Origin of the sequence: Croceibacterium soli (assembly GCF_009828065.1) — a bacterium.
Taxonomy (GTDB): Bacteria; Pseudomonadota; Alphaproteobacteria; order Sphingomonadales; family Sphingomonadaceae; genus Croceibacterium_B; species Croceibacterium_B soli.
On sequence record NZ_WTYK01000001.1, the window covers coordinates 293,376 to 315,979 of the forward strand.

Annotated in this window: 19 protein-coding genes; 6 read left to right on the top strand and 13 right to left on the bottom strand. The window is 68.1% G+C overall.

Annotated features, from left to right (window positions below; all coding sequences use genetic code 11):
* The first annotated feature begins 141 nt into the window (after window positions 1-141).
* Window positions 142-2,760, top strand: coding sequence for a TonB-dependent receptor (locus GRI75_RS01525; RefSeq protein ID WP_160745167.1), 2,619 nt, complete (start codon window positions 142-144; stop codon window positions 2,758-2,760).
* A gap of 294 nt (window positions 2,761-3,054) precedes the next feature.
* Here GRI75_RS01525 and GRI75_RS01530 read toward each other — a convergent pair whose 3' ends face one another.
* Together GRI75_RS01530 and GRI75_RS01535 are read right to left on the bottom strand one after the other, a co-directional pair.
* Window positions 3,055-3,336, bottom strand: coding sequence for an integration host factor subunit beta (locus GRI75_RS01530; protein ID WP_160745168.1), 282 nt, complete (start codon window positions 3,334-3,336; stop codon window positions 3,055-3,057).
* 190 nt (window positions 3,337-3,526) lie between these two features.
* On the bottom strand, window positions 3,527-3,865 hold the full coding sequence (locus GRI75_RS01535) for a GntR family transcriptional regulator (protein ID WP_160745169.1): 339 nt from the start codon (window positions 3,863-3,865) through the stop codon (window positions 3,527-3,529).
* Between the two features lie 164 nt (window positions 3,866-4,029).
* Between GRI75_RS01535 and GRI75_RS01540 the strand changes: the two genes are divergently transcribed.
* Window positions 4,030-5,691, top strand: coding sequence for a peptide MFS transporter (locus GRI75_RS01540; protein ID WP_160745170.1), 1,662 nt, complete (start codon window positions 4,030-4,032; stop codon window positions 5,689-5,691).
* Window positions 5,692-5,864: 173 nt separating this feature from the next.
* Window positions 5,865-7,649 (top strand): DEAD/DEAH box helicase, encoded by a 1,785-nt coding sequence (locus tag GRI75_RS01545; RefSeq protein ID WP_160745171.1) that lies wholly within the window; start codon window positions 5,865-5,867, stop codon window positions 7,647-7,649.
* Between the two features lie 312 nt (window positions 7,650-7,961).
* On the opposite strand, the gene dxs is transcribed toward GRI75_RS01545, so the two are convergent.
* The 6 genes from dxs to rpe form a co-directional block, all read right to left on the bottom strand.
* Window positions 7,962-9,884 carry a 1-deoxy-D-xylulose-5-phosphate synthase gene (gene dxs, locus GRI75_RS01550; protein ID WP_160745172.1) on the bottom strand — a complete coding sequence of 641 codons (1,923 nt, stop codon included), beginning with the start codon at window positions 9,882-9,884 and terminating at the stop codon, window positions 7,962-7,964.
* Window positions 9,885-9,970: 86 nt separating this feature from the next.
* Entirely contained in the window at window positions 9,971-10,435 is a 465-nt protein-coding gene (locus GRI75_RS01555; protein ID WP_160745173.1) for a Fur family transcriptional regulator, read from the bottom strand.
* 35 nt (window positions 10,436-10,470) lie between these two features.
* The gene (gene msrA, locus GRI75_RS01560; RefSeq protein WP_160745174.1) at window positions 10,471-11,145 is read right to left on the bottom strand and encodes a peptide-methionine (S)-S-oxide reductase MsrA; all 675 of its coding nucleotides are present in this window, start codon (window positions 11,143-11,145) and stop codon (window positions 10,471-10,473) included.
* A 260-nt stretch (window positions 11,146-11,405) separates the two neighbouring features.
* Window positions 11,406-13,028 (bottom strand): bifunctional phosphoribosylaminoimidazolecarboxamide formyltransferase/IMP cyclohydrolase, encoded by a 1,623-nt coding sequence (gene purH, locus GRI75_RS01565; RefSeq protein WP_160745175.1) that lies wholly within the window; start codon window positions 13,026-13,028, stop codon window positions 11,406-11,408.
* Between the two features lie 8 nt (window positions 13,029-13,036).
* Window positions 13,037-14,839: a heparinase II/III family protein gene (locus GRI75_RS01570; protein WP_160745507.1), complete on the bottom strand. Its 1,803-nt coding sequence runs from the start codon at window positions 14,837-14,839 to the stop codon at window positions 13,037-13,039.
* A 68-nt stretch (window positions 14,840-14,907) separates the two neighbouring features.
* Entirely contained in the window at window positions 14,908-15,573 is a 666-nt protein-coding gene (gene rpe, locus GRI75_RS01575; RefSeq protein ID WP_160745176.1) for a ribulose-phosphate 3-epimerase, read from the bottom strand.
* A gap of 250 nt (window positions 15,574-15,823) precedes the next feature.
* On the opposite strand from rpe, the gene GRI75_RS01580 reads away from it, so the two are divergent.
* Complete coding sequence (locus GRI75_RS01580; protein WP_160745177.1) at window positions 15,824-16,327, top strand: DUF2141 domain-containing protein; 504 nt, start codon at window positions 15,824-15,826, stop codon at window positions 16,325-16,327.
* On the opposite strand, the gene GRI75_RS01585 is transcribed toward GRI75_RS01580, so the two are convergent.
* Genes GRI75_RS01585 through GRI75_RS01595 form a run of 3 tightly spaced genes read right to left on the bottom strand, consistent with a single transcriptional unit; the run spans window position 16,324 to window position 18,985 of the window.
* Window positions 16,324-17,079, bottom strand: a complete 756-nt coding sequence (locus GRI75_RS01585) for a nucleotidyltransferase family protein (protein ID WP_160745178.1) — start codon at window positions 17,077-17,079, stop codon at window positions 16,324-16,326. The two genes, GRI75_RS01580 and GRI75_RS01585, sit on opposite strands and share 4 nt — an antisense overlap.
* Window positions 17,076-17,972 carry a hypothetical protein gene (locus GRI75_RS01590; protein WP_328597903.1) on the bottom strand — a complete coding sequence of 299 codons (897 nt, stop codon included), beginning with the start codon at window positions 17,970-17,972 and terminating at the stop codon, window positions 17,076-17,078. The genes GRI75_RS01585 and GRI75_RS01590 overlap by 4 nt, the downstream gene beginning before the upstream one ends.
* Window positions 17,969-18,985 carry a diacylglycerol/lipid kinase family protein gene (locus tag GRI75_RS01595; protein ID WP_160745179.1) on the bottom strand — a complete coding sequence of 339 codons (1,017 nt, stop codon included), beginning with the start codon at window positions 18,983-18,985 and terminating at the stop codon, window positions 17,969-17,971. Before GRI75_RS01595 ends, GRI75_RS01590 begins: the two co-directional genes overlap by 4 nt.
* A 132-nt stretch (window positions 18,986-19,117) precedes the next feature.
* On the opposite strand from GRI75_RS01595, the gene GRI75_RS01600 reads away from it, so the two are divergent.
* Entirely contained in the window at window positions 19,118-20,242 is a 1,125-nt protein-coding gene (locus tag GRI75_RS01600) for a CDP-alcohol phosphatidyltransferase family protein (RefSeq protein WP_160745180.1), read from the top strand.
* A gap of 1 nt (window position 20,243) precedes the next feature.
* The gene (locus GRI75_RS01605) at window positions 20,244-20,672 is read left to right on the top strand and encodes an HIT family protein (RefSeq protein WP_160745181.1); all 429 of its coding nucleotides are present in this window, start codon (window positions 20,244-20,246) and stop codon (window positions 20,670-20,672) included.
* Window positions 20,673-20,684: 12 nt separating this feature from the next.
* On the opposite strand, the gene GRI75_RS01610 is transcribed toward GRI75_RS01605, so the two are convergent.
* Window positions 20,685-21,431, bottom strand: coding sequence for a phosphocholine cytidylyltransferase family protein (locus tag GRI75_RS01610; RefSeq protein WP_160745182.1), 747 nt, complete (start codon window positions 21,429-21,431; stop codon window positions 20,685-20,687).
* A complete protein-coding gene (locus GRI75_RS01615; protein ID WP_160745183.1) occupies window positions 21,346-22,560 on the bottom strand; it encodes a glycosyltransferase in 1,215 nt (404 codons plus the stop codon). Before GRI75_RS01615 ends, GRI75_RS01610 begins: the two co-directional genes overlap by 86 nt.
* Window positions 22,561-22,604 lie beyond the last annotated feature (44 nt).

Here is a 22,604-nt window from a genome sequence, read left to right on the forward strand (position 1 = left end):
CTGGGAGAGGGTGCAGCGGCGCAAAGCCGCGCAAACCCCTGCAGATTTCCGCAATGCTTGGTCCCGGCTAGTCCGGGACCGGATGTTGTGCACGTGCAACCGAGCGGGCCCGTAAGATGGCTCGCGAAAGGGAGGATGCTGATGACCAAGAGGAAGCTCGGAGTCGTGTCGTCGTTCGCCGTGATGGCAGCGCTGACAAGCCCCGTATACGCCCAGGAGCAAACCGATCCGCCGACCGGGACGGTCGAGGATCAGGCTGCGGAAGCATCGGGCGGTCAGCGGGTCGGCGAAATCGTCGTCACCGCGGAATTCCGCGAAGCCCGCCTGCAGGACACGCCGATCGCGATCACCGCGGTCAATGCCGAGATGCTCGAAGCCCGCGGCCAGACGGACATCGCGCAAGTTGCGGCGCAGGCGCCGAACGTTTCGCTGCGGCCGCAGCCGCAGAACGGCGGCTCGGGCCTGATCGCCTTCATCCGCGGCGTCGGGCAGGTGGACTTCAACTACGCGCTCGATCCGGGTGTCGGCGTCTATATCGACGACGTCTACATTCCCACACTGTCGAGCTCGCTGCTCGAGCTGATCGATCTCGAGCGGATCGAGATCCTGCGCGGCCCGCAAGGCACGCTCGCGGGCAAGAACTCGATCGGCGGCGCCATCAAGCTGTTCAGCGCCAAGCCGCAGGGTGACGGTTCGGGCGCGCTCCGGGTCGAATATGGATCTTACGACCTGGTCCAGATCCGCGGCATGGCCGACTTCGGGATCAGCGACGACCTCGCCGTCCGCATTTCCGGCATGAGCCGCAGCCGTGACGGCTACGTCGACATGCTCGATTACGCCACGACCCACCCGAACGACACCGTGCCGGCCAACAACGCGCGTGGCCGCGGCAACCCGGATTACGAATCGATGGGCGGTGAAAGCCTAGTCGCCGGTCGTGTCGCGCTGCGTTGGGAAGCGTCCGACCGGATCGAGATCAATCTCTCGGGCGACTACACCCGCGAGGACTCCGAAGCCGTGCCGACGGTCCTGATTGCCGCCGGCGCGCCGACCCCGCCCGGCGTGTCGTCCGAACTGTTCGATCCGTTCTCGACCAACCCCTCTGTGTCGGTGGGCTCCAATGGCCAGCAGATCCCGTGGCTGCGCGGGACGGACGGCAATCCGGTCCGGCTGAATTGCCGCTTCGTGCCGGCCGGCCCTTACAGCTGCGACACGGCGAACCTCCGCAGCATGGGGTACGATCCACGCTTCGTGAGCTACTCGAACTTCATGGACGCCATGGAGCCGAACCCGCAGGCGCCGTTCAAGCCCTATTTCGCCCTGCCGATCACCGAGTTCGAAGGCTACGGCATCCACGGCAACGTGACGTTCGACGTCAGCGAGAACATGCAGCTGGTCTATATCGGCTCGTACCGCGCGTATGAATCGAAGTGGGGCCAGGATCAGGACGCGACCCCGATCCCGGTCGCACAGCTCGACAACCAGCTGAACCACTCGGCCTGGAGCTCGGAGCTGCGCCTGAACTTCGATGCCCTGGACGGCCTGCTGGAAGGCACCGTCGGCGGTTACTACCTCGACCAGGACGGCGAATACACGGCCCGCGTGGACCTGAACTACGTCGGCCACACGATCGACTTCATTCACGGTCCGGACACGACGCCCAGCACGACCAAGGCGGTCTTCGGCACGGTCACCCTGCGGCCGACCGAGGCGCTGGGTCTGACCGCCGGCGTCCGCTACACCAAGGACAAGAAGGTCTACACCTACTACCGGTCCAATCCCGACGGCACGCTGCCCAATCCGGCGCTGTGCTTCTCGAACCCGGGCGGCTTCATCGGGTTCAATCCCGACGGGACTCCCATCGGCCCTCCGGGCGCGGTTCCGAGCTCGCTCGACAGCTCGCCCAACTGCATTCTCGCCGGCCTGTTCGGGATCGACGGCGAATTCAAGGGCGACCGCTGGGACTATCGTTTCGTGGCGGATTACCGCTTCTCGGACGCGTTCCTCGCCTACGCTTCGCTGTCGACCGGGTTCAAGGGCGGCGGCGTGAACCCGCGGCCGTTCGTGGCCGACCAGGCCCTGCCGTTCAACCCCGAGACGCTGACGACCTACGAAGTGGGCTTCAAGTCGGACTTCCTCGATCGCCGCATCCGCGTGAACGGGGCAGCCTTCCTCAACAAGTACGACGACATCATCCTCGGCAAGCTGGTGTGCCCCGAATCCAGCCTGCCCTCGCCGTGCCTGCGGCCGGAGAACATCGGTTCGGCGGACGTGAAGGGCCTGGAGCTCGAAACCACGATCTTCCCGGTCGATGGCCTCTCGATCGACGGCAGCGTCGCCTACCTGGACTTCGAGTACACGAGCCCGTCCGAAAACGGCTTCCTGGAAGGAACGATCATCCCGGCCGACGGCATCACGCCGTACACGCCGGAACTGACCTACTCCTTCGGGATCCAGTACGATTACGAGATGGAAGCCGGCACGGTCAGCGCCCGGTTCGACGGATCGTACCAGGACGAACTCTATACCAATGCCGAGAACACCTCCTGGGCCCTGGTCGAGGACCGCTTCCTGGGCAATGCCCGGCTGAGCTACCTCACCGGCGACGAGGCCTGGAAGGTCTCGCTGGAAGTACAGAACGTGTTCGACAAGTACTACTTCCTGACGAAGAGCGACACGACGGCGAACGCGCTGGGTGTCGTGACCGGTGTGCCGGGCCTGCCGCGCACCTGGTCGCTCAGCGTCGAGCGGCGCTTCTAGGCGCCGGGCGGAGAGGGTGCGGGTTCCACGGAGCTCGCGCCCTCTCTCGCGAACTTGGGTTGGGACCGGCTGGGCCGGCGAGCTCTCCGGGTCCAGATCCTTCCCTGCAAGGGGAGGTGGCAGCCCGCAGGGCTGACGGAGGGGTGCCACCTTATCGGCCGGCCGTTACACCCCTCCACCACCCGCTTCGCGGGCGGTCCCCCTCCCCTTTGCAGGGGAGGATCCGTCGATCCACTGATGGCGGGGCCCCAACGCTGGCAAGGACAAGTGCTTCAGGCGCAGGGCGCCAACGGCTCACTCGGTGTTGAGGCGCTCGCGCATTTCCTTGCCCGGCTTGAAGTAGGGCACCCGCTTCGCCGGGACTTCGACGGCTTCGCCGGTGCGGGGGTTGCGGCCGGTGCGGGCTTCCCGCTCACGGGTGGAGAAGGCGCCGAAGCCGCGCAGCTCCACGCGTCCGCCCTCCGCCAGCCGCTTGGCGATCTCGTCGAAGAATATGCTTACGACCTGTTCGATTTCTTCAGGACGCAAGTCCGAATTATCTGCCGCCAAGGCCTGCAGAAGCTCCGATCTAATCATCTGTACCCTTCCCCCGGCCGCCTTGCGCAAAAAGCGCAGGCCGATCGCGGCTGCGCGTGTTTGTAACGGCCCCTGTGGACCGGCGGCGGAAATGGCGACCCGAAAGCGCCTGATTGCCAGAGTCGGAGCGCCAGCGCAATCGACTCGATGAACAAATGTTAGGCGGGCGGACCCGTCCGGCGGAACAGGATCACGCTTCGTCGAGCAAGTCTTCCGGTGCCAGGCCCAGCAGATCCATCCGGGCGCGGATGCCGGGCCACTCTTCCTGTACGAAGCGCTGCCGTTCGCTTTCGCGCAGCCGCTCCGCAGCCCCGGCGGCCACGAACATGCCGACTCCGCGCTGCACGCGGACGAGCCCGTCCGCCTGGAACTGCTGATAGGCCTTGGCCACCGTCAGCGGATTGGCGCCCTGCTCCGCCGCGAACGCCCGTACCGACGGCAGCATGTCCCCTTCGGCATAGCGGCCCTCGATGATCGCGGCGGCGATCAGTTCGCGCAGGCGCAGATAGACGGGGCGGTTGTCGGCCATTGGTGATGCAGTGCCATAATACAGCGGCGCGGGTCAAGCAGGGCGGCGGTTTCGCCTGAAACGAAACGTGCTTGGCAAGAGCGATTTAGCCGCTAGTTTGGCCGTTTCGCCTCTCGGCGGAAGCTATACCGAAAAGAATACAGGCAAACTCGGGGAAGCGCTGCATGAAAGACATGGGTCTGTGGAACGAAGGCGATTGGATCGCCGCCATCGCGGTGGTGGTCCTCGGCGCCTTCCTGGTCGCTGGCGGTATGATCGCGGCATCGCGCAAGCCGGAGCCGCTGGGCCACCCCAAGGGCCTCTACATGCTGTTTTTCGCCGAGATGTGGGAGCGCTTCTCCTACTACGGCATGCGGGCCATCCTGATCTTCTACCTGACCCAGCACTGGCTGTTCAGCGACGCCAAGTCGAACCTCATCTACGGCGCCTACACCAGCCTGGTCTACATCACCCCGGTGCTCGGCGGCTATCTGGCCGACCGCTACCTGGGCCAGCGCCGCGCCGTGCTGTTCGGCGGCGTCCTGCTGGCGCTCGGCCACGGGTTCATGGCGGTGGAGGGCGTCGGCGGGCAGGATGACCCAACGATCAACGTGTTCTGGCTGGCGCTCGCCCTGATCATCGTCGGCTCGGGCTTCCTCAAGGCCAACATCTCGGTGATGGTCGGACAGCTCTACCGGCTCACCGACCTGCGCCGCGATGCGGCCTATACGATCTTCTACATGGGCATCAACGTGGGCGCCGCGCTCGGCACGATCCTGGTCGCATACCTCGGCCAGACGATCGGCTGGAGCTATGGCTTCGGGCTTGCCGGGATCGGCATGATCGCCGGCCTGATCGTCTTCGTGCTCGGGAAGAAGGTCCTGCTGGGTGCTGGCGAGGCTCCGGCCCCGCTCGCCCGGGCGAAGGAATTCACCCTTTACGGCATCGGCCTGGCCGCCGTGGCCGTCATGTGGGTGCTCGTGCAGTACCAGAACATCATGGGTGTCCTGGTCGGTGTCTCCGGCGTCGCGCTGCTGCTCTATGTCCTCTACGAGAGCTTCAAGCTGCCCAAGGAACCGCGCGAGCGCATGTTCGCAATCCTGTTCCTGATCGCGCTCAATCCCCTGTTCTGGGGCCTGTTCGAGCAGGCCGGCGGCTCGATGAACCTGTTCACCGATCGGTTCGTGGAGCGCGGCGGGGTGCCCGCCGGCATCTTCCAGTCAATCAACCCGATCTACATCATCCTGCTCGCGCCGCTTTTCGCCGGCCTGTGGCAGATGCTGGCCAAGCGGGGGCTCGAACCGTCGGCTCCGGCGAAGTTCGGTCTGGCGCTCGCGCAGATGGGCCTCGCCAACCTCGTGCTCGTCTGGGGCGCGGAAGCTTACGGCATCGCCGCGATGACGCCCGTGTTCCTGGTCTTCATGTACTACCTGTTCGCCACCACCGCGGAGCTGTGCCTCTCGCCCGTCGGCCTTTCCGCGATGAACCGGCTGGCGCCGAGCTTCATGGCCTCGCTGATCATGGGCGCCTGGTTCTACATGACCGCGGTCGGCAACTTCGTCGCCGGCAAGATCGGCGAAGCCACCGGTGGTCACGACGGCGAGATGAGCAAGCAGGGCCTGCTGGACATCTACGAGCTGTTCGGCTGGGTCTCGATCGGCGTCGCCGTCGCGGTCCTGGCGTTCAGCCCGATCGTGAAGCGCTGGATGCATCTCGACACGCTGCGCGACGCGAACCCTGACGATGACCTCGAGGGCCGGTCGCAGGCTGGGTTCGAGGCACAGGAAGCAGGAATGCACCCGGCCACGAACCCGCCGGGCCCGGGGGACGAGCCCGGCCGGCGATGACGGTGGCGCACCCGGTTCTGCGATCGGGTGAAGCCAAACGGAGCAAAAGGGTCTAAGGGGCGGCCTTCTGTCGCGGTGATTCGTCGATTCGACGCATCTGCGCTGCTGCAGGCCTCCCTGTGATCGATCCCGGTCCCCACACCGCTTCGGCGGCCCTTTTGCGATTCGAGCCTATGTCCTTTTCAACACTCGCTCCGTTCCTCACCGCCGCCCTTGCCGAGCGCGGCTACGCGGAGCCGACGCCCGTGCAGGCCGCCGTGCTCGAGCCCGAGGCCGTGGGCCGCGACCTGATCGTCTCGGCGCAGACCGGATCGGGCAAGACCGTCGCCTTCGGCCTCGCCATGGCGCAGGATCTGCTGGGCGAAGCCGGTACGCTGGAACCGTCGGATTCGCCGCAGGCACTGGTGATCGCACCGACCCGTGAGCTTGCCCTTCAGGTCAGCCGTGAACTGACCTGGCTCTACGCCCAGGCCGGCGCGCGCATCGTCAGCTGCGTCGGCGGCATGGATCCTTCGAAGGAGCGCCGCAGCCTGGCACGCGGCGTGCACATCGTGGTCGGCACGCCCGGGCGCCTGCGCGACCATCTCGAACGCGGCGCGCTCGATCTCTCGGGCCTCAAGGTCGTCGTGCTCGACGAAGCCGACGAGATGCTCGACATGGGCTTCCGCGAGGACCTCGAGGAAATCCTCGACGCCACCGGCGAAGCGCGCCGGACCCTCCTGTTCTCCGCCACGATGCCGCGCCCGATCGTCAGCCTGGCCAAGCGCTACCAGCGCGACGCGCTGCGCATCGAAACCGTCGGCCAGGATCGCGGCCATGGCGACATCGCCTACCAGGCGATGACAGTGTCCCCGTCCGAAGTCGAAAACGCGGTGGTCAACCTGCTGCGCTTCCACGAAGCGGAGACCGCAATTCTGTTCTGCGCCACGCGCGACAACGTCCGCCACCTCCACGCGACTTTGCACGAGCGCGGCTTCGCGGTCGTCGCATTGTCGGGCGAACACTCCCAGTCGGAACGCAACAGCGCCTTGCAGGCCCTGCGCGATCGCCGTGCACGGGTGTGCGTGGCGACCGACGTCGCCGCGCGCGGCATCGACTTGCCGAGCGTCAGCCTCGTGGTTCACGTCGAGATCCCGCGCGATGCCGAGACTATGCAGCACCGCTCTGGCCGCACCGGCCGCGCGGGCAAGAAGGGCACGGCCGTTCTCGTGGTGCCTTATCCGCGCCGCCGGCGGGTCGAGGGCATGCTCCGCGACGCCAAGATCAACGCGGAGTGGATTGCCGCGCCGACCCCGGAAACGATCCGTGCGCAGGACCGCGAGCGGCTGCTCGCCGCTCTGCTCCAGCCGATCGAGTTCGACGACGAAGACCGCGCGCTGGCACAGAAGCTGATGAGCGAGCGCAGTGCCGAGGACATCGCCGCGGCCCTGGTCCACGTGCACCGCGCGGCGATGCCGCAGCCGGAAGAGCTGATCCCCAACACGCCCGAAGCCCGCGCCGCCGACAAGGAGCAGCGCCAGCGGCCCGGGTTCGAGGACACGGTGTGGTTCCGCCTCGGCGTGGGCCGCCGTCAGAACGCCGATCCGCGCTGGATCCTGCCGCTGCTGTGCCGCCGCGGCCACATCACCCGCAACGAGATCGGCGCGATCCGCATCGGCGCCGACGAGACTTTCGTGGAGATCCCCCGCACTCTTGCCGCCAAGTTCAACGCGGCGGTCGAGCGCACGGCTGCTTCGGAAGATCCGGAAGACACTGTCGCGATCGAGCAGTCGGACAGCGGCCCGCGCGAGCAGGCGCGGGAGAACCGCAGGTCCTCAGGGCCGGGACGCGGACCGAAAGTCACGGTCAAACCGCACCGCAAGGGCGCGCCGAACAGCCGTCCGCGGCCGTCCGGCGACGGATCCGGCAAGCCGTTCAAGGCGAAGTTCAAGCCGAAGCCGAAGGGCCCGCGCAGTTGATGCGATTTGAAAAATCTCCCCCTGCAAGGGGAGGTGGCAGCCCGTAGGGCTGACGGAGGGGTGTCACCGCTAGCGTTGACACCCCTCCACCACCGCCTTCGGCGGCGGTCCCCCTCCCCCTCCGGGGGAGGATTTCTCTGGTCGAGACGAGCCCTTGAAAATCCTCTCCCTCTGGGGGAGGGGAACCGCCGAAGGCGGTGGAGAGGGCTGGCCTGGACGGCCGGTTGAGCCAGGCCGAGCCCCCTCCGTCCGCGCTTCGCGCTGCCACCGCCCCCCAAAGGGGGTGGATTATGGGGCGCTTCGAAAAGACGGCTAAGCGCGGATCTCTTCGACCCCTGCACTGTTGTGCCGCAGCGCCGACAGCACAGTGTCCACGATGTGCGGGGCGTTCAGGCGCGCCTCGTCGTACTGCTTCTCGGGTGCGTCGTGGTCCTGGAACAGATCCGGCAGGCGCATGGTGCGGATCTTGAGCCCGCCGTCGGTCAGCCCTTCGTCGCTCGCCAGCGTGAGCACGTGCGCGCCGAGGCCGCCGATCGCGCCTTCCTCCACCGTCACGAGCACTTCGTGCGTGGTCATCAGCTTGCGGATCAGTTCGCTGTCGAGCGGCTTGGCGAAGCGCAAGTCGGCAACCGTGGTCGAAAGGCCTTTCGCCTCGAGCTGGTCAGCCGCCTTGAGGGCTTCGCCCAGGCGCGTGCCGAGCGAGAGGATCGCCACCTTGTTGCCCTGGCGGACGATGCGGCCCTTGCCGATCTCGAGTCGCTCGGGAACCTCAGGCAGCGGCACGCCGACTCCGGCCCCGCGCGGATAGCGGAAGGCGATCGGCCCTTCGTCGTGCAGGGCGGCGGTGTAGGTCATGTGAACCAGCTCGGCTTCGTCCGCCGCGGCCATGACCACGAAGTTGGGCAGGGTGGCGAGGTAGGTCACGTCGAAGCTGCCGGCGTGGGTCGCCCCGTCGGCGCCGACGAGCCCGGCGCGGTCGATCGCGAAGCGGACCGGCAGGTTCTGGATCGCAACATCGTGCACCACCTGGTCGAACGCGCGCTGCAGGAACGTGGAATAGATCGCACAGAACGGCCGCATGCCCTGGGCCGCGAGGCCGGCGGCGAACGTCACCCCATGCTGCTCCGCGATGCCGACGTCGAACGCACGGTCGGGGTGCGCCTTGGCGAACCGGTCGACGCCGGTGCCGCTCGGCATCGCGGCGGTGATGGCGCAGATGCGCTCGTCCGTGTCAGCGAGCTTCGCCAGGGTGTCGCCGAACACGTTCTGGTACGCGGGCGGTCCGCCGGCGCTCTTCTTCTGCTCGCCGGTGATGACGTCGAAGGTCTGCACGCCGTGGTACTTGTCGGCGCTGTTCTCGGCCGGGGCGTAGCCTTTGCCCTTCTTGGTGACGACGTGGACCAGGATCGGGCCCTGCTCGCTGTCGCGCACGTTCTCCAGCACCGGGATCAGGTGGTCCAGGTTATGCCCGTCGATCGGGCCGACGTAGTAGAAGCCGAGCTCTTCGAACAGCGTCCCGCCGGTGACCATGCCGCGGGTGAACTCCTCAGCCTTCTCGAGGCTCAAATGCACCCGGCGGGAGAACTTGCGCGTCAGGCGGCTGGCGAGGTTCCTGAGGCCCAGGTACTCGCTGCTCGAGACCATCCGCGCCAGATAGGCGGAAAGCCCGCCGACCGGCGGGGCGATCGACATGTCGTTGTCGTTGAGAATCACGATCAGCCGGTTGCCGGCCTGTTCGGCGTTGTTCATCGCCTCGTAGGCCATGCCGGCGCTCATCGCACCGTCGCCGATCACCGCGATGGCCTTACCCGGCTGTCCCTGGAGCTTGTTGGCCACAGCGAAGCCGAGCGCGGCGCTGATCGAGGTCGAGGAGTGCGCCGCGCCGAACGGATCGTACTCGCTCTCGCTCCGCTTGGTGAAGCCGCTGAGGCCGCCGGCCTGGCGCAGCGTGCGGATCCGGTCGCGCCGGCCGGTGATGATCTTGTGCGGATAGGCTTGGTGGCCGACGTCCCACACCACGCGGTCGCGCGGCGTGTCGAAGACATAGTGCAGCGCCACCGTCAGCTCGACGACGCCGAGGCCGGACCCGAGATGGCCGCCGGTGCTGCCGACGGCGTCGATCATCTCCTTGCGCAGTTCGTCGGACAGCTGGCGCAGCTGGCCCGGCTGGAGCTTACGCAGATCGGCGGGGATATCGACCGTATCGAGCAACGGGGTATGGGGGCGCGACGTCATGTCAGTGGCTTACACTTGCAAGGCTGGTGTGTCGATGAACGGTGGGTGACGTTGTTCTGAGCAATTGGTGAGCAGGCTCAGCCCGCTCAGCCGGCGCACTCGTTGCACAGGCCGCGCAGCTCGACCACCGGGCGCACGTCGGCGAACCCGTTGCGGCGTCCGGCCTCGCGCAGGGCGCTCGTCAAGGCATCGTCGTCGAGGTGAGTCGCCTGGCCGCAATCGTCGCAGATCAGGAAGATGCAGTCGTGCTGGCAGCCGGGATGAGTGTTCGCCAGATAGGCGTTGGCGCTCTCGATCCGATTGGCAAGATTGGTCCGCACGAACAGGTCGAGGATGCGGTAGACGCTGTTCGCCGCCACCCGCTTGCCGCGCCGCCTGCCGAGTTCCTCGGCGACATCGTAGGCCGAAGCGGGGCGCTCCTGGTCGGCCAGGGCTTCGAACACGTCGGCGCGCATCTGCGTCCATTGCTCGCCGGCGGCGGTGAGCACGCTTTCGGCTTCGGAAACGAGCTTCTGGCCCGAGTGTTCGTGATGGTGATGATGCGCCGCCATGGCGCCGATATAGGGATCTTGGGACCCGTCGGCAATCAGCCGGTCTGGAAGCTGGCGCGGTAGAGCGAGGGATAAAGCTTCTTCAGCCCGGCGACCTTCGGCGCGTCCCAGCGCTTGATGTAGCCGTGGTTGGGGTTCTTCTTCGCGAAATCCTGGTGATAGGCTTCAGCCGGATAGAAAGTCTTCGCGGCCTCGATCCCGGTGACGATCGGCCTGTCCCACACGCCGCTCGCCTTCATCTTGGCAAGGTAAGCGCTGGCGACCGCGCGCTGCTCGGCGGACAGGGGGATCAGCGCGGCATTGTATTGCGGCCCCACGTCGGGACCCTGGCGGTTCTTGAGCGTGGGGTCTGCGACCACCGAGAAGAACACCCGCAGAAGCTGGTCGTAACGCACGACGGCAGGGTCGTAGACCACTTTGACCGCTTCGACGTGGTCGGTGATGCCGGAGGAGACCAGATCGTACTTCGCCTGGCCCTTGGTCCCGCCGTGGTAACCGGCAACGGCGCTCTTCACGCCCTTCATGTGGCTGAACACCGCCTCGACGCCCCAGAAGCAGCCCCCGGCGAAGATCGCTGTCTTCAGGCCGGGGCCTTCCTTGGCGACGCGCTCCGCCGCGGGCGCCCGGTAAATGCTTTCGGCGGCAATGGCCGGGCTCTGGCAGGCGCTTGCGGCCAGTGCCGCGGCGGCGAGCAGGAGTTTGAGTCTCATGGACCCGTTATAACACCTGCGGGACGATTTGCGCACCCAGGGCCAGCGCGGTGATCCCGAAGCCCAGGAAGAAGGCGCGGTAGAGATCCGGTTTGAACAGGCCCATTGTTACGATCTTTCTGGTCGTGGCGGTTTGTACGCTCCCGGTTAGCGAGCGGCGGGTTGCGATATGTTGAAGTGCCCGTTCATCCAAGCGTCAGCCACGATGAACCGCGCCGCGCATGAGACGAGAAGATTGCAGGGGCGATTTCCGCGGTGGTTTAGTGGCGGAAGTGGCGCATTCCGGTGAACACCATCGCCAGGCCGGCCGCGTCCGCTGCGGCGATGACCTCCTCGTCGCGCATCGAGCCGCCGGGCTGGATCACCGCCGTAGCCCCGGCTTCGGCGGCGGCCAGCAGGCCGTCCGCAAATGGGAAGAACGCGTCGGAGGCAACGGCGCTGCCGACCGTCAGGGGCTGGGCCCAGCCATACGTCTCGGCCGCCTCGCGCGCCTTGATGGCTGCGATCCGCGCGCTGTCGCGGCGGTTCATCTGCCCGGCGCCGATTCCGGCGGTGGCGCCGTCCTTGGCGTAGACGATGGCGTTCGACTTCACGTGGCGGGCCACGGTCCAGGCAAACAGGCAGTCCTTCAGTTCCTGCTCGGTCGGCTTGCGCTTGGTCACGACTTTCAGGTCGGCCGGTTCGATCGCCCCGGCATCGCGCGATTGCAGCAGCATCCCGCCGGCGATCGTCTTCATCGTGAAGCCAGCGCGGCGCGGATCGGGCAGGTCGCCGAGCAGCAGCAGGCGGAGGTTCTTCTTGGCGGCGAACGCCTGCCGCGCGGCCTCGTCCGCGCCGGGGGCGATCACCACCTCGGTAAAGATCTCGCAGATCGCTTCCGCGGTCGGCCCGTCGAGCGGCCGGTTGAGCGCCACGATCCCACCGAAGGCCGACACGCTGTCGCACTGAAGGGCCGCGTCCCACGCTTCGCGCAACGTGGCGGCTTGGGCCACGCCGCACGGATTGGCGTGCTTGACGATAACCACCGCCGGATCGCCGCCCCTGAACTCGGCGGCGAGCTCGAGCGCGGCGTCGGCGTCGTTGTAGTTGTTGTAGCTGAGCGCCTTGCCCTGGACCTGCTCCGCCTGGGCGATACCGGACGTTCCGACTGCCTGGGGTACATAGATCGCCGCGTTCTGGTGCGGGTTCTCGCCGTAACGGAGCACGTCCGAGCGACGGAACGCAAGCGGCAGAGTCTCGGCGAATGGGGTCGCCTTCAGCGCTTCGGCGCCGATCGGGTTGCTGAACGCGTCCCCGAAGGCGAACCAGTTGGCGATCGCCGAATCGTACGCCGCGGTGCGGGCAAAGGCCTTGGCCGCCATGCGGATGCGGAATGCTTCCGTCGTGCCGCCGTTGTGGGCCGCGAGTTCCTCGTAGAGCTCGTCATAGTCCGCCGGATCGGTGACGATGGTGACGTAGCGGTGGTTCTTGGCCGCCGAGCGCACCATGCTGGGGCCGCCGATGTCGATGTTCTCGATGATCTCCTCGCGTTCCGCGCCGCGCATCACCGTGTCCTCGAACGGGTAGAGGTTGACCACGACCAGGTCGATCGCGCCGATCTCGTGAGCTTCCATCGCGGCCGCGTGCTCGGGATCGTCACGCACCGCCAGCAGGCCGCCGTGGACCCGCGGGTGCAACGTCTTGACCCGGCCGTCCATCATCTCCGGGAAGCCGGTCAGCTCGGATACGTCGAGCACGTCCAGCCCGGCTTCGCGCAGCGCGCGCGCGGTTCCGCCGGTGGAGACGAGCTCCACGCCGGCCTTGGCCAGCTTGCCGCCCAGATCGGCCAGCCCGGTCTTGTCGGACACCGACAGCAGCGCCCGCCTGATGGTCACATCGCTCATTGTAGAATTCAGCCTATCTTCTTGAGCAGCCAGGAGAAGCTTCCCCCGCCGCGGGATTCCATGCCTTCGATCACCAGTTGCTGCACCGGTTGCGGCCTGCCGTCGCCATCGACCCACAGGCTCTCCTCTATGCCGACGTCGCCGGACAGGGAAAGGAACTGCCAATAGCTGCCGTCGGGCATCGACAGGTGCACGCCACGCTTGTTCTCGGTCAGTGCGGTATCGATGCGCGGCCCGAGATGGAAGCGGATCGCGCAGGGGATCTTGCCGCGCTTGCCCTTGCGCCCGGATGGGACCAGCAAGTCCTCGCCGCGCAACTCGCTGCCGTCGTCGCGCAGGACCAGGATGCGGCGGTGGATCAGGCCGAAGCGCGTGGCATAGCCGTCGTGGCTTGCTTCGAGGCGGGTGGCGGTGCCCTGGCCACTTTCGACCAGCCGCCGGTCGACCTCGACCTCGCCCACGCCGCTGCCGAGCTTGCCGTTGATCAGCACCGCGGTCGAATTGGCGTCGCCCAGCACCAGCGTCGAATGGGCCGCGGTTGCGCGCAGGCCCTGCTCGATGCGCAGCGGCACCTGCCCGCCGGCGGAAGCGGCCCCTCCGCAGTTGACGACGATCCGTTGGTTCCCGTGGGAAAACTCGAACGCCAGGGTAGAGGCGCAGCCATGCCGGGAATGGCGTGCCAGCGGCGGCGGGGCGGCGTCGAACTGGAGCACCGCTCGGCCGGCGGAAACGCGCTGGTAGCCCCATTGCCGCGCGTCCCGCAGCGGGCGGGCGCGCACGCCGCTTGCCTTGATCAGCGCCGAAAGCTTCTCGCCCGAAACCGCGCCGGACCCCTGCCAGCTGCCGAGCGCGCCATCGGCATGGATGAGGCCGAGGAGCGGCGGGACGAGCATGCGCTGCATCGTCGCGATCGCCTGCGGGGGCTCACGCCGGAGCGCGCGGTAGCAGGCGCCGAGCTGGGTCAGCAGCGCGATGGCGTCCATCTGGTCGATCGGGCTGCGCGAGAGCACGCCGCCATCGTCACCGACCAGCTCGCCCAGAGCGCGGACCAGCCCTGCTTCGCCGAACAGCCGGCGCGGCTTGCCTTCCGGCAGCAGCAGCCCAGCGGCGACGATGGCGCACCAGCCGGAGACTTCGGCCAGGCGATCCTCCGCCTTACCGACATTGCGGTCGAGCCAGCGGGCCGTTTCGACGAGCGCCGCCAGGGTGCGGCTGCGCAAGCTCTTGTCGCTGCCCGACAGCAGCAGCGGTGCATGGACCAGCCAGCTCAGCACGCGCTGCCCGGCATGCCCGACCTTCCAGGCCGGTCCTTTGCCGGGATGAGGGTTGGCCTCCAGCCAGGCGGCGAGCACGCGCTCGGCCGTGTGCGTGCATTGCTGGCGCGGGGCGCAAGCGTCGAGATCGGCCAACCAGGTGAAAGCATGGATCGTCCGCTCGAACGGCGGCGTCATTCGCGCGACCGGCGAGAAGTCCATCTGCGCGATCGGCGCCTTGACGCCGTTGATCAGGAAGTGCCCCGCACGCAGCGCCGTCCCGCCGACCCGGTCGCCCGGCAAGGGGTTCTCGACCGTGGCGAGCAGCCGCGGCGAGGGGCGCCTGCGAAACGGGGCGACGAGCGCCGGCCCGGGCACTCCGAGGCGGTAGGCCAGCCGCACCAGCCGCTCTCCCGCCGTCGTCTCCGGCGGCGAGAAGTCGCTCAGCACGAGTGCCCGGCCCGGCTCGATCAGCTTGCCGGCGGACTTGTCCTCGTCGGGTCGTGCAGAGCCGGAGGCCAGCGGTTCCTCCGCGTTCTGCCGGAGCGGGATCGCCATGGCGCTGCCGTGGTCTTCCTCGTGCGGCGTACCCTCCAGCGCGAGCCGCGAAGGAAGGACCGCGCCGCTCACGCAGGCCGGGCCTTGAGCGCGGCGATGTTCGCCGCATAGGCCGCCGGCCCGCCCCTGAACGTGGCCGATCCGGCCACGAGCACGTCCGCCCCGGCTTCCACGCACTGCCGTGCCTGTTCGGCATTGATCCCGCCGTCAACTTCGAGCCGGATATCGCGGCCCGCCTTGTCGATCATCTTGCGGACGGCCTCGATCTTCTTGAGCTGGCTGGGGATGAAGCTCTGGCCGCCGAACCCGGGATTGACGCTCATCACCAGCACCAGGTCGATCTCGTCGATCAGGTAGTCGAGCATCTTGGCCGGCGTTCCGGGGTTGAGCGAGACGCCGGCTTGCTTGCCGAGCGCCTTGATTGCCTGGATCGTGCGGTGGATGTGCGGTCCGGCCTCCGGATGCACGGTGATGATGTCGGCCCCGGCTTCGGCGAACTGCTCCAGCCACTGGTCCACCGGGCTGACCATCAGGTGCACGTCGAACGGCTTGGCCGTGTGCGGGCGCAAGGCCTTCACCACTGCCGGGCCGATCGTCAGGTTGGGCACGTAGTGCCCATCCATCACGTCGATATGGATCCAGTCGGCGCCCGCCGCGTCGATCGCGCGCACCTCTTCGCCGAGCCGGGCGAAGTCGGCCGAGAGGATCGAGGGCGAGATGAGCGGTTCGGGCATCGCAGCACTTTTGCCCTAGGCCCCCGTGCAGGGGCGGACAAGCGCGCGCGCAGGGATTTTCCACACTGCCCGCGCGCGGGACAGGCGCGCACCCGCCGACCGATCTTGACCCGGGGCTTACGGAAGGGTTCACTAGACATTCAGCGCAATTTTATAACAAGCGCCGCAACAGGCGGGCCCCCTTCTTCGAAGCGAACAACGGGCGTACAAACGCCGGAGGCCTGCTGGCAGAAAGACGGAGCATCCACGAATGACCCATCGAAACGCCTTTCGCAGCGCAGCGGCCGCTCTGGGCCTGGCCGCGCTGGCCGGAGCCGGGCTCACCGCGTCCGCACACGCACAGTACCGCAACAAGATCGGCAACGATCTATCGCGCTGTTCCGGCTCCGGCCCGGCGGTCAAGGTCAACATCAGCGGCATCACCCCGGCCCGGGGGACACTGCGCGTCCAGCTCTATCGCGGCACCGCCGCCGACTGGCTGGAGAAAGGCCGCTGGATCAACCGGATCGAAGTGCCCGCCCGCGGCGGGTCGGCCACGGTGTGCATGCCGGTGCCGCAGGCCGGCACTTACGGCATAGCCGTGCGCCACGACGTCAACGGGAATGGCGACAGCGATCTGCGCAGCGATGGCGGCGGCATGTCGAACAACCCGTCGATCAACATCTTCAACCTCGGCAAGCCGAGCTACAAGAAGACCGCCTTCGAAGTCGGCAACGGGGTCAAGACGATCTCGATCGCGATGAAGTACTTCTAGGCTTCGCGGCCGGCGAGCTTCCGCACCAGCGCCAGGTCTGCCGGCGTATCGACGTCGACGGCCGCGCGTCCGTCGCTCGCCGGCACGAGCGCCGCGGTTATGCCGAGGTTGCCGCCCAGCCTGGCGATCGCCTCCGCCAGCGTCAGCTTGCCGCGCCAGTAGCTCCACAGCGTTCCGATCCCGAGCCGCCGCGCGATCCGCCAGGGCCGCTTGCGGTCGGCCTCGACCTGCTTCCAGGCGGCGATCGCCTGGCTCCCGCCGGGGGTCGCCAGCAGGAACAGGTTGCAGCCGGACCACTGCCCGTCGGCGAAGCTCAGCCAGGTGCGGCGGGTGCCGGGCGCGGCCCGCTCGACCAGGTCGCGGCGGGCGAGCATAAGCGAGACATCGGTCCTCGCCGGCGTCCCGGCGATCATGTTGCGAAGCCATGCCGCATCGAGCAGCGCATGGTCGGCAGTGGTCACCAGCAGCGGCGCGCCGAACCGCTCGAAGGCTAGCGCGACGCTTTCGCTCGGGCCTTGCGCGGTGGGCAGGAGAATGGCGCCGAGCCGCCGCGCTTCGGCTTCTACCGCCGGATGGTTGGCAGAGACGGCGATCCGCGCAGCACCCGCTGCTTCAAGCGCCCGCACGACTCGCTCGAGCAGCGTTTGGCCTGAGACCGTGGCCAGGGCCTTGTGCGGCACGCCTTCAGCGTCCGCGACCGGATCGGCTGCTTCGGGCCGCGAACCGGCGAGCACGAGCGCGGTGAGGCTCATCGCGCCGCCTTGCGCTCGCGCCAGACGCGCCACAGCACGCCCGGGGCGGCCAGCACGGGGTGTTTCTCGCGCCACGGCGTCAGTTCTACGCGCACGCCGGTGTGACGCTCCACTTTCCACGCGGCGTAGCGCGCCGCACCCTCGAAAGTGCCCGCCGCCCGGACCAGGCGCGCGGTGTTGAGCAGCTTGCCGACCCGTCGACGCCGTCGCCACCAAGCCAGGATCCGCCGCCGCTCCGCCGCCGGCATACGCGGGGCCAGGGCCGCCCCGTCTTCGCCGAAGGGCACGCCCGCCGAACCCAGCGCGGCGCGCAGCAGGCCGGCGAAATGCTCGCGGTTCACGTCGAGGATCGCGTTCTCGCGCCCCGCCTTCTCCACTCGCAACTCGGCCCGATAGGTCGCGCGGAACAGCGCCCGCCAGAACTCCTCAGCAGGGCCTCTCTCCGGGCCGAGCGCCACGGCGAGCCGCGCGGCGGTACGCGCCGCCGAGGCGACCGCCTCGCTCACGGCTCCGCGCGAGGCCTCGTCGCGAGCCCAGACCAGTGCGCTCGGCTGTACGAAACGCGCCCAGATCGTCGTGTCGAGCGTGTCTCCGGCGGCGGCTTCGGCGAACTTGGCCAGCGTCATCGTCGCGATCTTCGCCCGCAGCGTTTCGCCGTTCGCCTGCCACTCGCGGTACGATACGCGCGGCCACATGCCTTTCTCCGGAGTTCCCGGCAGGAGCAGGTAGTAGTCCAGCACGCCTTCGAGCGAGCCGGTGCGCAAGTTGGAGCCGTAGAACAGCACCGCCAGGGCGCCGGCTTCCTCGCCCAGCAAACGAGCCTGCGCGGCCACGGCCGGATGGACTTCGCGCGCCAGCATGGCCGCGATGCGCTGCTCGAGCGGCGCGCTCACGGTGCGACGAGGCGGAGTTCGGGGCCCTGGAACACCCAATAGTCGCCGGGCGGGAAGGCCTCCCCGTCGAGGATGAAGCGATCCTCGATCGCGAAGCGGAAGCTCCCAGGCGAAAGCCAATGGAAGCCGAGTTTCTCGGGATCGGACGGAGTGCGGCCCACGGCGATCAGCGGCACGCGCAGCAGGCTCTTGCGGCGTGCGCGGTCGAGCACGGCCAGCTTGAGCCCCTCGCGGGCGCTGCCGAAGGGCTTCATGCCCATCGGGAAGTTCTCCAGCGTCGAGGCCAGCAGGAGATAGCGCTCGGTTTCCTCCCCGGCGATGGGCTGGCCCTGTTCGTCGGCCAGGCGCATCGGCGTGGACCGGCGCCAGATGTTGCGCCGCCCGGCGAAAACGGCCTGACCGAGCGTCCATAGCGCCGTCACCGCCACGGCCAGCGCGTTGAACGCGCCGAGGCGGTGGGCAGACTGGCCCAGGCTGGTGGCCCGGGTGAACAGGCCCGCGCCCAGCAGGAACCCATGAACCCGCGCCTCCGGGTGGGTAGCGTCCGCCACCACCAGCGAGCGGCGCGTGGCAAAGCTGCCGGCCCGGGCATGTTCGATGGCGTGCGCCAGGTTCCAATCGCCCGGCAGGCCCAGATCGGCCGCCAGAGCGTTCGTCTTGCCCTTCGGCAGGACGATCAGCGGCGGCCAATTGTCGCCGAAGATCGCCGCCCCGCTGGTGAGCACGTCGCGCACGGTCCCGTCCCCGCCGTCGACGGCGAGGAAGTCGATCCCCTGCCGGGCGAAACGGTCGAGGACGCCGGCAAGCTCCTTGCGCTTGTGGGTGGTCTCGACGATCACTTCCGCCGCCGCGGGATCTTCGGCCTCGCGGCCCTTGTTGCGGTGGCTGCGGGGATTGCGCACCATGCCGACCAGCGGCACTTCGCCGGGCCGGCCTTCGCCCCGTGGGCGCCACGGTACGGAGCCTTGCCGCGCCTCCGGCAGTTCGTGGAAGGTCTTGATGGCGCCGGTCATTCGATCCCGCTCTAAGGCCTGCACCGGTCCACGGCAACGGTCTGGGCAGAACCGTCCTCAGCCTGCGAGCGGCCCGGCCGGGCGCCTCGCCCGTTGCAGAAGATCGCAACCCCGCTTAAGCGCATCGCCCGCATGGCCATAAACGCTTCCGCTCCTGCCGTCGAAATCGTCGGCGCCAATCCCACGCGCCTGTGGGGGCTCGACACCGCCGAACGCACGCGACGAATCGCCGCCAAGGCCGGTCTCGGCGGGACGGGCGCACCGGTGGTGCTGGTCAACGCCGATCACGCATTCGATCCCGCCTGGCTGCGCCACGTTGCCGGTCAGCCGGGGCTGGTGGTGACGCTCGGCGGCGTGCCGGTTCTCGCCCACGCGTGCAGCGAGCACCAGGCGGCGCTGCTGCGCACCGCGATGCGCGACGGCCGGCTCCCGGACGAGGCGGAAGCCTTCGCCTTCACCGCCTACGAAGACGGCGCGGAGATCGAGAACAAGGAACTGCGGAAGCGGGAGCGCCCGTTCCTGATGGAACTGCACCCCGGCACCGTCCGGCAGATCGAACGGGCGAGCTACTTCGGCGCCTACAAAGGCGTGACCGACATCCTGACCAAGTATCTCTGGCCGGAATGGGCGCTGTGGCTGACGCGCCTGGCCGCCTGGCTGGGGGTCACTCCCAATACGGTGACGGCGATCGGCGCCGCGTTCTGCGTCGCCGCCACGTTCGCCTTCGCCGCCGGCGCTTACTGGCTCGGGCTGGTGCTGGGGCTGGTGTTCATGGTGCTCGACACGGTGGACGGCAAGCTGGCCCGCTGCACGATCACCTCCAGCTGGTGGGGCAACGTGTTCGACCACGGGATGGATCTGGTGCATCCGCCGTTCTGGTGGTGGTTCTGGGCCACGGGCTTGGTCCACTGGGGGCTGGCCTTGCCGGACACCATGTTCTGGTGGGTGCAGGGCGCGATCATCGGCGGATATGTCGTCCAGCGGCTCATCGAGGGGCTGTTCATGCGGCGCTTCGGCGGCATGCACATCCACGTCTGGCAGCGGTTCGACAGCCGGTTCCGCCTGATCACGGCCCGGCGCAATCCGAACATGGTGATCCTGTTCGTGTCACTGCTCTTCGGCCGGCCGGACATCGGAATCATTGCCGTTGCCGTATGGACGGTGGTCAGTTGCGTGGTGCACCTGGTGCGCCTCGTCCAGGCGCTCCAGCTCGCGCGCCAGGGCGGGCCCATCCGGTCCTGGCTGGCGGAGGCTTGAGATGAACGAGACCATGCGCAAGTTCGGCTATCCGGCGACGCTGGTCAAAGCCTTCGAGCACTGGACCGTGCTGCTGCGCCCGGCGCAGCCGACGCTCGGCAGCCTCGTGCTCGCCGCGAACAGCAACGCCACCGCCTTCGGCGACCTGCCGGCCGCGGCTCACGCCGAGCTCAAGCAGGTCACTTCGGCGATCGAGGCGGCGCTCGGCCGGTTCACCGGCTATGCCAGGATCAATTACCTGATGCTGATGATGGTGGACCCGCACGTCCACTTCCACGTGATCCCGCGATACGAAGGCACACGCAGCTTCGGCGGGCAGGATTTCCCCGACGCCGGCTGGCCCGCCGTGCCCCAGCTCGGCCAGGCCGTGACGCTCGAGGCGCCGCTGCGGGACTCCATCCGCGACGAAGTGGCCGGCCTCTTCGGCTGACGCCCGCGGCGCTCAGCGCCTGCGCGATGCCCAATCGTCGGTCAGCATGCTCGCGGCTTCGATGTCGTTGAGATAGTCGACCTCGGCCCAGCGCATGCCGGCAATCGACACGGTTCCGACTTTGGCGCTGTCGGCGATCATGTCGATCACCTTCAGGTACCAGTGCTGGACGCCTTCCGGCCGCCGCATCGCCGTACGCACGGTTTCGCGGAACAGCGCCGCGCCTTCGCCGCGAAACGCCAGGAAGCCGATCGATTCCGCGTTGGCGACGTCTTCGGCCAGAGTCTTGCCGATGCGGCGCAGGCGCTCCCCTTCGCGCTGAACCTTCATGTCGTCACTGTCGTACTGCGGCTTCACGTCGACCGTGACGGCGATCGGCCACTTCGAACCTTGCTGGACCCGCTCGACGATGTCCTGGCCGACCAGCGTGTCGCCGTTGAGGATCAGGAAATCGCCCTGCATCTGCTCGCGCACGATCCAGCACGAACCGAGGTTGTCGGCCACTTTGTAGAACGGGTTGAAGTGGGTGACGATCTCGACTCGCGGATCGTCTATCGCCGCCAGGTGCTCGTCGACCATGTCGGTCATGAATCCGGTGACCACGTCGATGCGCTTGACGCCGCAGCGGGCCAGCATCTCGATCTGCCAGCCGATCAGCGATCGGCCGGAGAACTCAATCAGGCACTTGGGCCGTTCGGCGGTGAGCGGCAGCAGGCGCGAGCCCTGTCCGGCGCTGAGGAGAATGGCGTGTTCGATCATGATCGGGCGGGGTGCTTCCAGAACTGTGCCGGTGGAGCAAGTGGGCGAAGATCGCCGCATGCTCGTCGCACGCGGCGTCGATCCCATAGGGCAGCGCGGCCGCGTTGGGAACCTCCGGAAGCCGGCCGTCGAGCGCCTGTTCGAGTGCGCCTGCGAATGCCGACTCGTCGCCGAGCGGCACGGGCGGGAGCGCGCCCACATGGTGCATCAGCTCGGCCAGGGCCGGCGAGCTGGCGGTCGTGATCACCGGGCATCCGCAGGCCATCGCCTCGAGCACGGTCCCCGGCAGGTCTTCCCAGCGGGAAGACAGCGCCATGACCGCCGCGGACAAGTACTCCGGCACCGGATCGGCCACGAACCCCGCGAACTCCACCCGGTCGGCAATGCCGAGTTCCGCCGCCAGCCGCCGCAGTTCCCCTTCATCCGGGCCGTTGCCGCACAGGCGGACGGTCCAGTCGCGGTGCCGCAAGCGGGCCGCCGCGCGCAGCAGCAGGGCCTGGTTCTTCTGGCGCGAGAGACGACCGACGCACAGGATCACCGGAGGATGCGCCGGCGCTCTCCGCGCGGCATTGGCGAGCATCCGATCGCTCACGTAAGGGTTGTGCACGAAGCACGCCCGGTCCGGCAGTTCCGCGCCGAACGCGCCGATCCGCTCCACGCCCGACGGCGACAGGACCAGGATGCGCTCCGCCCGCGCGAGCGCCCGCCGGTACATGAACTTGCGCAAACGGCGCTTGCCGGCGGGTAGCCCGGCCTTGAGCAAGGGATTCGTGATCTTCGGCGCGAAAGGGCCGCCGAACCGAGCGAGCATGGCCGCCAGCGCGGCGGCAACGTTCGTGTGGTTGCCGGGGGAATGGAGCAGGCGCGGCTGGTGCGTGCGGAGGTACCGCGCGACCGATGGGATCGCCGCGATCATGCGGGTGCCGCGTGCCCGCTTACCGGCTGTTCCAAGCGGATGAACCGAGACTTCCGGGTCGAGCAGCGGGCGGATCGGCCCCTCGTCGCGCAGCACGACTATCTCCACCGAGAGGCCGCGGCGCTGCAGGCCGTTCGCCAGCAGGCAAGCGACGCGCTCGACCCCGCCCGCACCGAAGTGGTCGAGCAGGATGGCAATGTCTGGTCGGCTCATCGGCGGAATGTCCCTCGCAAGCCCTGTACTAGCCGATTGGCGGC